This window comes from Streptomyces sp. NPDC040545, from assembly GCF_055595065.1.
The window spans coordinates 397,304-405,936 of the sequence record NZ_JBVIWA010000001.1 but is presented as its reverse complement, the minus strand read 5'-3'; the positions used below and the strand labels follow the sequence as shown (position 1 = coordinate 405,936).

At 72.3% G+C, this 8,633-nt stretch carries 8 protein-coding genes; 5 read left to right on the top strand and 3 right to left on the bottom strand.

Going from position 1 to position 8,633, the window contains the following annotated elements; all coding sequences use genetic code 11:
* Positions 1-126: 126 nt before the first annotated feature.
* Positions 127-993, bottom strand: coding sequence for a biotin--[acetyl-CoA-carboxylase] ligase (locus ACZ573_RS01990; protein WP_471297753.1), 867 nt, complete (start codon positions 991-993; stop codon positions 127-129).
* Positions 994-1,124: 131 nt separating this feature from the next.
* Here ACZ573_RS01990 and ACZ573_RS01985 point away from each other — a divergent pair, with 131 nt between their 5' ends.
* The 4 genes from ACZ573_RS01985 (at position 1,125) to ACZ573_RS01970 (ending at position 3,819) form a co-directional block, all read left to right on the top strand.
* Positions 1,125-2,711 carry an acyl-CoA carboxylase subunit beta gene (locus ACZ573_RS01985; protein ID WP_301367021.1) on the top strand — a complete coding sequence of 529 codons (1,587 nt, stop codon included), beginning with the start codon at positions 1,125-1,127 and terminating at the stop codon, positions 2,709-2,711.
* A 21-nt stretch (positions 2,712-2,732) separates the two neighbouring features.
* Positions 2,733-2,939, top strand: a complete 207-nt coding sequence (locus tag ACZ573_RS01980) for an acyl-CoA carboxylase epsilon subunit (RefSeq protein WP_471299010.1) — start codon at positions 2,733-2,735, stop codon at positions 2,937-2,939.
* A gap of 80 nt (positions 2,940-3,019) precedes the next feature.
* On the top strand, positions 3,020-3,154 hold the full coding sequence (gene mmpB, locus ACZ573_RS01975) for a morphogenic membrane protein MmpB (RefSeq protein ID WP_301367022.1): 135 nt from the start codon (positions 3,020-3,022) through the stop codon (positions 3,152-3,154).
* Between the two features lie 41 nt (positions 3,155-3,195).
* Positions 3,196-3,819, top strand: coding sequence for a nucleoside triphosphate pyrophosphatase (locus ACZ573_RS01970; RefSeq protein WP_471297749.1), 624 nt, complete (start codon positions 3,196-3,198; stop codon positions 3,817-3,819).
* Here ACZ573_RS01970 and ACZ573_RS01965 read toward each other — a convergent pair.
* Complete coding sequence (locus ACZ573_RS01965) at positions 3,800-4,294, bottom strand: hypothetical protein (protein WP_471297746.1); 495 nt, start codon at positions 4,292-4,294, stop codon at positions 3,800-3,802. The two genes, ACZ573_RS01970 and ACZ573_RS01965, sit on opposite strands and share 20 nt — an antisense overlap.
* Positions 4,295-4,427: 133 nt before the next feature.
* Entirely contained in the window at positions 4,428-6,074 is a 1,647-nt protein-coding gene (locus tag ACZ573_RS01960; protein ID WP_471297743.1) for an MFS transporter, read from the bottom strand.
* Between the two features lie 607 nt (positions 6,075-6,681).
* Between ACZ573_RS01960 and ACZ573_RS01955 the strand changes: the two genes are divergently transcribed.
* Entirely contained in the window at positions 6,682-8,445 is a 1,764-nt protein-coding gene (locus tag ACZ573_RS01955; protein ID WP_301367026.1) for an acetyl/propionyl/methylcrotonyl-CoA carboxylase subunit alpha, read from the top strand.
* Positions 8,446-8,633 lie beyond the last annotated feature (188 nt).

Genomic DNA, 8,633 nt, shown 5'->3' with positions numbered 1-8,633 from the left:
TCGCGGAACCATAACGGGGGGGGTGGTGTGTCTCCCCCCCCCCCCCCTTCTCAGTCCGCCCCGGGGTTGGGGTGGGGGTTCAAGACCCTTGGGGGGGCCCCCCCCCCCCCCCCCCCCGCGCCCCTGTCAGTGCACGGAACGCAGGTGGATGACGTCGCCCGCGCCCACCGTCTCGTGCCGGTCCTCGGCCGTACGGATCACCAGACGGCCATCGGTGTCCACCGCTTCGGCCGTTCCGGTGAGGGTGCGCCCGCCGGGCAGTTCCGCGCGGACGTGCCGGCCGAGGGTCGCGCAGCCCGTCGCGTAGGTCTCCTGGAGGCCGCTGGCCGCGGGGTCGCCGCCGGCCGCGCGCCACCTCCCGTACCACTCCTCCAGCGAGCGCAGGACGGCCTTCAGGAGCGGGTCGCGGTCGGTCACGGAGGCCTTGGCCAGCGCCAGCGACCCCGCGGCCGGTACCGGCAGCTCGTCCTCGGTCAGGCTGACGTTGAGCCCGATCCCGAGGACCACGCCGTCCTCGACCCGCTCGGCGAGGATCCCGCCGGTCTTGCGCTCCTCGCCGTCCACGCTGACCAGCAGGTCGTTGGGCCACTTGAGGGCGGTGTCCACGCCGGCCGCCCGGGACAGCCCGGTCGCGGTGGCCACCCCGGCCAGCAGGGTCAGCCACCCCCACCGCTCCTGCGGCACCGCGTCGCCCGGCTTGAGCAGGACGGAGAAGAACAGCCCCGACCGCGCGGGCGCGACCCAGCTCCGGTCCAGCCGCCCGCGCCCGGCACTCTGCTCCTCGGCGACGAGCACGGCCCCCTCGGGCAGCTCCGCCGCCCGGGTGGCAAGGTCGGTGTTGGTGGACCCGGTACTGGCGACGACCTCCACGGAGGTCCACAGCCCGTCCCCGGTGACGAGGGCCCTCCGGAGGGCGGCGGCATTGAGGGGCGGCCGGTCCAGGCTCGACCAGCGACCGGCGGAAGCACCTGCTGAGGCATCTGATGGCGTCATGCAACCCACAGTAGGTGTGTCAAACGCCGCACTGCCGAGCGCCATGCCCGCCGATACGCTACGCACCAGTAGCCAGCAGTAGTCAATCAATTGACCAGGCAGTTGACACCACGCAGGGAGCCGCGACCCCGATGTCACATCCGTCAGAGCCGATCGACATGCACACCACCGCGGGCAAGATCGCGGATCTGCAGCGCCGCATCGACGAAGCCACCCACGCCGGGTCCGCGCGTGCCGTGGAGAAGCAGCACGCCAAGGGCAAGCTGACGGCGCGTGAGCGGGTTGCCCTGCTGCTGGACGAAGGATCCTTCGTCGAGCTCGACGAGTTCGCCCGGCACCGTTCCACCAGCTTCGGGCTGGAGAAGACCCGGCCCTACGGCGACGGCGTCGTCACCGGCTACGGCACGGTGGACGGCCGCCCGGTGGCCGTGTTCTCGCAGGACTTCACCGTCTTCGGCGGGGCCCTCGGCGAGACCTACGGCCAGAAGATCATGAAGGTCATGGACTTCGCGCTGAAGACCGGATGCCCGCTCGTCGGCATCAACGACTCCGGCGGCGCCCGGATCCAGGAGGGCGTCAGCGCGCTGGGCATGTACGGGGAGATCTTCCGCCGCAACGTCCACGCGTCCGGCGTGATCCCGCAGATCAGCCTGGTCGTCGGGCCCTGTGCGGGCGGCGCCGTGTACTCCCCGGCCATCACCGACTTCACGGTCATGGTCGACCAGACCTCGCACATGTTCATCACCGGCCCGGACGTCATCAAGACGGTCACCGGCGAGGACGTCGGCTTCGAGGAGCTGGGCGGGGCGCGCACGCACAACAGCACGTCCGGCGTCGCGCACCACATGGCGGGCGACGAGAAGGACGCCATCGAGTACGTGAAGTCACTGCTCGCGTACCTGCCGTCGAACAACCTCTCCGAGCCGCCCGCCTTCCCGGAGGAGGCGGACACCGAGGTCTCCGACGCCGACCGCGAGCTCGACGTACTGATCCCGGACAGCGCCAACCAGCCGTACGACATGCACACCGTGATCGAGCACGTGCTCGACGACGCGGAGTTCCTGGAGACACAGGCGCTCTTCGCGCCGAACATCCTGACCGGCTTCGGCCGCGTCGAGGGCCACCCGGTGGGTGTCGTCGCCAACCAGCCGATGCAGTTCGCCGGCTGCCTGGACATCGACGCCTCCGAGAAGGCGGCGCGGTTCGTCCGGACCTGCGACGCCTTCAACATCCCGGTGCTGACCTTCGTCGACGTCCCGGGCTTCCTTCCGGGCACCGACCAGGAGTACAACGGAATCATCCGGCGCGGCGCGAAGCTGATCTACGCGTACGCCGAGGCCACCGTTCCGCTGATCACCGTCATCACCCGCAAGGCCTTCGGCGGTGCGTACGACGTCATGGGCTCCAAGCACCTCGGCGCGGACCTGAACCTGGCCTGGCCGACCGCGCAGATCGCCGTCATGGGAGCGCAGGGCGCGGTGAACATCCTGCACCGCCGCACCATCGCGGAGGCGGAGAATGTGGAGGAGACCCGGGCGCGGCTCATCGCCGAGTACGAGGACGCGCTGCTCAACCCGTACACGGCGGCCGAGCGCGGGTACATCGACGCGGTGACCATGCCGTCCGAGACCCGGGCGCACGTGGTGAAGGGGCTGCGGCAGCTGCGTACCAAGCGTGAGTCCCTGCCCCCGAAGAAGCACGGCAACATCCCGCTCTAGCCCCTCCAGGAGGACTCTGTGGTGATCAAGGTCGTCAAGGGCAACCCGACCCCGGAGGAGCTGGCCGCCGCACTGGCGGTGGTCCAGGCGCGCGCGGCGGTGCTGGCCATGGCCCCGTCGGGCGCTCCGCCGGTCACGGACGAGTGGTCGGCGCCGGCCCGGGTGGCCCGGCGCCGGGTTCCGCACCCGGGGCCGCGGGCCTGGGGCCGTACGTACTGGCCCGCGTAGCCCGGCCTGATGTGAACGGACGGTGGCGCCTGAGTACCCGTACTCAGGCGCCGCACCCGTTCCCGGGCCAGGATCGAGACATGCTCTGGTCCGACCCGAAGAACGAGCCGCCCAAGGACATGCGCGACGCGCAGGCGATGATCCGGCGGCTGACCCTGGTGCTCGCCGTCGCCATGCTCGTGGTGGTGTACGTCCTGGGTGTGGGCCACTTCTAGACGCTGTCCGGGGGGTGCGGGCCGCGCCTACGATGACCTCCATGACTGCGACACCTGAGCCCTCGACGACCGGGCGCACGCTCGTCCTCGCCTCCGCCTCCCCCGCCCGGCTGAACCTGCTGCGGCAGGCCGGGCTCGCCCCGCACGTGATCGTCAGCGGGTTCGACGAGGACACCCTGAACCACGATGAGCCGGCCGCCCTGGCGCTGGCCCTGGCCGAGGCGAAGGCCGCCGTCGTGGCGGGGCTGGACGAGGCCGCGGGCGCCCTGGTGATCGGCTGCGACTCGGTGCTGGAGCTGGACGGCGAGGCGCTGGGCAAGCCGGCGGACGCCGAGGAGGCCACCGCGCGCTGGAAGTCGATGCGCGGACGGTCGGGCGTGCTGCGCACCGGGCACTGCGTGATCGACACGGCGGACGGCCGTCAGGTCTCGGCCACGGCGTCGACGACGGTCCGGTTCGGTGAGCCCACGGACGCGGAGGTGGCGGCGTACGTGGCGAGCGGGGAGCCCCTGCACGTGGCGGGGGCGTTCACCCTGGACGGGCTGTCGGCGCCGTTCATCGACGGCATCGACGGGGATCACGGCAACGTCATCGGACTGTCGCTGCCGCTGCTGCGTTCCCTGCTGGGCGAACTGGACGTGTCCATCACGGACTTGTGGGCTTGAGCTCCCCGTACGGCGGCGGTGGCGGCAGGGGCGGGGTGTCCCCGCCCGCATCGCCCTCGCCGCCGTTCCCATCCGTCCGGGCGGGCCGGGCGGCGTAGGACGTCAGGGTCAGGACGAGCAGACACAGGATCAGCATCATCGTCGCGAAGGCGGCCCAGGTCACCAGGACCACGCAGAGGATGCCGAGCACCCCGTGGACGACGGCGCCGCCGATGAGCACGACGCGGCCGAAGCGGCCCGGGGCGCGGTCGCGGAGGGCGGTGACGGCGGCGAGCACGGCGCACAGGACGAGGAAGGCGCCCATGCCCGCCCCCATGGCGTAAGTCGCCTTGGACATGACATCCGGATCGCTGCCCGCGATCGACATCGACTGGTTCGCCGTGGTCCGGCCGAGCACGATGTGGACGAGCACGAGCACCGCCGCTTCCACGACGAGCACGATCGCGGCCAGTCCGGCCACGAGTCTTCGCAGCACGATGCCCCCACCCCCCACGTGTCACAAGCCCGTTCGACGCCCTGGAGGCTACTAACGGGTAGCCCGGCGGGCAAGACATCCGCACACCCGGCTTGCGGACGTCTCCCGCCCCACGGCACGCCGTACGGCGGGACTACGACGACGGCTTCGGCTTCTCCTCCCGCGGCCAGACGGTGTACGACCAGGACCAGAGGGTGTCGATCACCCAGATGGTCAGCCAGATCCGGCCGGCCCAGACCAGCGGTCCGCGCTGTTCGCCGGGCACGCCGCCGTCCGTGATCTGCCACACGAGCCAGCTGGAGTCCAGGGCCCACAGGACCAGCTGTCCCACCGCGAACGCGGCCGTGTGGACGTACCAGTCCCGCCGTTCCTTGCGGGCGTGGGCCTTCGGCCCGGGGTCGGTCTCCGCAGACGGCTGCCGCGCCGCTTCCCGCTCGCCCATGCCCATGCCCATGCCCGCGTCCGTCTCCGTCTCCGTCCCCGTCCCCGTCCCCGTCTCCGTCTCCGTGTCCATGCCCGGCTCCGCGTCCCCGCCCATGTCGATGCCGGTGTCCTCCCGGTCCGCCCGGTCCTCTCCCGCGCCGCCGGTCCGCGGCCCGGCCTTCTTCCCCTCCTGCGCCAGGCCCAGGGTGCGGACCGCGTACGGCACCACGAGCGCCCCCACGACCGAGGTGGCCGCGGCAGCCCCGCAGGCGGCCGCCCAGCCGGCCTCCTCGTAGAGCAGGCCCATCACCAGGGGGCCGACCACCACACCGGCCAGGCGGGCGCTCTCGTACAGGCCCATGGCCCGGCCGAGCCGCCCCCCGGAGGCGGCGGCCACGGTCGCCTGCTCCACCGGGATCTGCGCGGCGAAACAGGCGGCGGCCACCGTCCACAGGACCGCTATGGCCGGCGGTGTGGAGAGCACCGCGAGCCCCGCGGCGAACAGCGCGCTCGCCGCGAACGAGGCGACCATGGCCGGTGTACGGCCCAGCCGGTCGGTGAGGTGGTGCGCGTGCGCCGGCAGCAGGACGAACACCACGAAGCCGGGGGCGAAGACCAGCGCGACCTCGTTCGGGGACAGCCCCAGGTCCGACTGCAGCCGGAGCAGCAGGAGCATCCACAGCCCCGCCTCGGCGGCGGCCGTCACCGCGGACACCACCATCAGCGGCAGCAGCCGGCGCTCCGCCGCACCCCACCGCTCCCCGCGCCCGGTCGCGGCGCGCGCCGGCTCCTGGCGCGGTCCGCGCAGCAGCGAGGCCATGGCCACCGCGCAGGCGGCGCTGCCCAGCCAGAACAGCAGCGGATAGCCGCCGCGTTCCAGCAGGGAGAACGCCACCAGGTAGCCGGCGAACGCGCCCTGACCCTCCGCCGACAGCAACTTTCCGTACGCGGAGGTGCCGTCACCGTCCTGCGCCCGCCGCCCGGTCCAGGCCCGCAGCGCGACCCAGAACAGGGCACCGCCGGCGCCGCCCAGGCCCGCCGCGACGAAGGCCACCACCAGCGAGTCGGCGAGCGCGTACCCCGCGAACGACAGGGCGTACAGACCCGCACCGGCCGCGGCCACCCGCCGCTGGTCGAAGCGGTCGGCCAGCTCCCCGGCCACCGGGCGCACCATCAGCGACAGCACCGCCTCGAAGGCGATCAGCGCGCCGACCACCGAGGCCCCGGCGCCCAGCGTCGACCCCGCCCACAGCGGCAGCAGGAAATCGAGCACCTCCGCCGGGGCGCTCGCGAACAGCGCCGCCGACAGGACCCGGCGCCCGGCCGGATCCTCTGGCGCCCGCGTCCCGGCGCTCACGCCTGCTCGGCCGGTGCGCAGCACCCGGCCTCTGCCGTGCCGGACCGGGTGGGAACGGGCTCCCGGAAGGAGTCCTGTAACGCCATGTGCCTCGCCCTCGTCTCGCCGTCGCCGTTTCGCGCTCCGTCCGTAGGACGCCGTTCGGCCCGCGCGGGTTGTCAACTCGCCGGTATCACCGCCGCCGCGCGGTCGCGGGCCGCGATGTCGTCCATCCGTAGGACACGCCCGGCGCGCTGCCGCCCGCCCGGGCCCGTACGGGCCGCATCGCTGTGGGTACGGTGTTGTCCCTGTTCGGCCTGCGGGACGACCGGGCTACCAATCAGTAAACAAGGGGACAACTCCTCTCACGACCGCAAAGAAACTGTGGGCCGTTCGTAGGGACTCGACAAAGAATCACCCGGGGCCGCTGACCGGGGGGACAGAGACCTTGGATACACGACGGGGTTACTGTGCAGTCGGGGATCCCCCTGACCTGGGGCGCCACAAGGGTTCCCCGGCGGATCGGCCCTCGCATCACACTCTGTGTGGGCAAGGTCACCACCGGGGAAGGGTCGAAAGGCCGTGTGGGCTGTCCCTAAACTCAGCTTGTTTCAAGGAGGGAGCCATCGTGCGCAAGGTGCTCATCGCCAACCGTGGCGAAATCGCTGTCCGCGTTGCTCGGGCCTGCCGGGACGCCGGGATCGGGAGCGTAGCCGTCTACGCCGATCCGGACCGGGACGCTCTGCACGTCCGCGCGGCCGACGAAGCTTTCGCGTTGGGCGGTGACACCCCGGCCGCCAGCTACCTGGACATCTCCAAGGTCCTCCAGGCCGCAGCCGACTCCGGTGCGGACGCCATCCATCCCGGATACGGCTTCCTCTCCGAGAACGCCGACTTCGCCCAGGCCGTGATCGACGCCGGCCTGACCTGGATCGGTCCGCCGCCGCAGGCCATCCGTGACCTCGGCGACAAGGTGGCCGCCCGTCACATCGCCCAGCGCGCCGGGGCGCCGCTGGTCGCCGGTACGCCGGACCCCGTCTCCGGGTCGGAGGAGGTCGTCGCCTTCGCCAAGGAGCACGGCCTGCCGATCGCCATCAAGGCGGCCTTCGGCGGTGGCGGTCGCGGTCTGAAGGTCGCCCGCACCCTCGAAGAGGTGCCGGAGCTCTACGACTCCGCCGTCCGTGAGGCCGTCGCCGCCTTCGGCCGCGGCGAGTGCTTCGTCGAGCGCTACCTCGACAAGCCCCGCCACGTCGAGACCCAGTGCCTGGCCGACTCGCACGGCAACGTCGTCGTCGTGTCGACCCGTGACTGCTCCCTCCAGCGCCGCCACCAGAAGCTCGTGGAGGAGGCTCCGGCGCCGTTCCTGACCGATGCTCAGAACGCGGAGCTGTACGCCGCCTCCAAGGCCATCCTGAAGGAAGCCGGCTACGTCGGCGCCGGCACCGTCGAGTTCCTCGTCTCCGCCGACGGCCTGATCTCCTTCCTGGAGGTCAACACCCGCCTCCAGGTCGAGCACCCGGTCACCGAAGAGGTCTCCGGCATCGACCTGGTCCGCGAGATGTTCCGCATCGCCGACGGCGAGGAGCTCGGCTACGGCGACCCGGTCCTGCGCGGTCACTCCATCGAGTTCCGCATCAACGGCGAGGACCCGGGCCGTGGCTTCCTCCCGGCGCCCGGCACGGTGACGAAGTTCGCCGCGCCGTCGGGCCCGGGCGTCCGCCTCGACGCGGGCGTCGAGTCCGGCTCCGTGATCGGCCCGGCCTGGGACTCGCTCCTGGCCAAGCTGATCGTCACCGGTGCCACCCGCGAGCAGGCCCTGCAGCGCGCCGCCCGCGCGCTCGCCGAGTTCGAGGTCGAGGGCATGGCCACGGCCATCCCCTTCCACCGCGCGGTCGTCGCCGACCCGGCGTTCGCCCCCACGGACGGCAGCCCCTTCACCGTCTTCACGCGGTGGATCGAGACCGAGTTCGTCAACGAGATCCCGGCGTTCACGGCCCCGGCCGCGGAGGACACCGAGGACGAGCCGGGCCGCGAGACGGTGGTCGTCGAGGTCGGCGGCAAGCGCCTCGAGGTCTCGCTCCCGTCGTCCCTGGGCATGACCCTGGCCCGCACGGCCGCCGCCGGTGGCGCGAAGCCGAAGCGCCGCGCGGCCAAGAAGTCCGGCCCGGCCGCCTCCGGCGACACGCTCGCCTCCCCGATGCAGGGCACGATCGTCAAGGTCGCGGTCGAGGAGGGCCAGCAGGTCAACGAGGGCGACCTGGTCGTCGTACTCGAGGCCATGAAGATGGAGCAGCCGCTGAACGCGCACCGCTCCGGCACCGTGGTCGGCCTCACCGCCGAGGTCGGCGCGTCCGTCACCTCGGGCGCCACGATCTGCGAGATCAAGGACTGACGTCCTGCAACGGGGTCCCCGGGGCTTCCGCCCCGGGGACCCCGTTTCGCATGTGCGCCGCCGCTTGGGGGCGCTGCCCCCGCACCCCCGGGGGCTGCACAACAGGGGGGGGGGGGGTTTGGTTGTCCGTCGGTTGGGGGGGGGGGGGTGGGGGGGGGAGGGCACCGCGGGGCAGCCAAAAGAGGTGA

Excerpts from the sequence above, each read along its gene's own strand:
- ACZ573_RS01990 (WP_471297753.1), bottom strand. The coding sequence starts at position 993 with ATGACGCCATCAGATGCCTCAGCAGGTGCTTCCGCCGGTCGCTGGTCG.
- ACZ573_RS01985 (WP_301367021.1), top strand. The coding sequence starts at position 1,125 with ATGTCACATCCGTCAGAGCCGATCGACATGCACACCACCGCGGGCAAG.
- mmpB (WP_301367022.1), top strand. The coding sequence starts at position 3,020 with ATGCTCTGGTCCGACCCGAAGAACGAGCCGCCCAAGGACATGCGCGAC.
- ACZ573_RS01970 (WP_471297749.1), top strand. The coding sequence starts at position 3,196 with ATGACTGCGACACCTGAGCCCTCGACGACCGGGCGCACGCTCGTCCTC.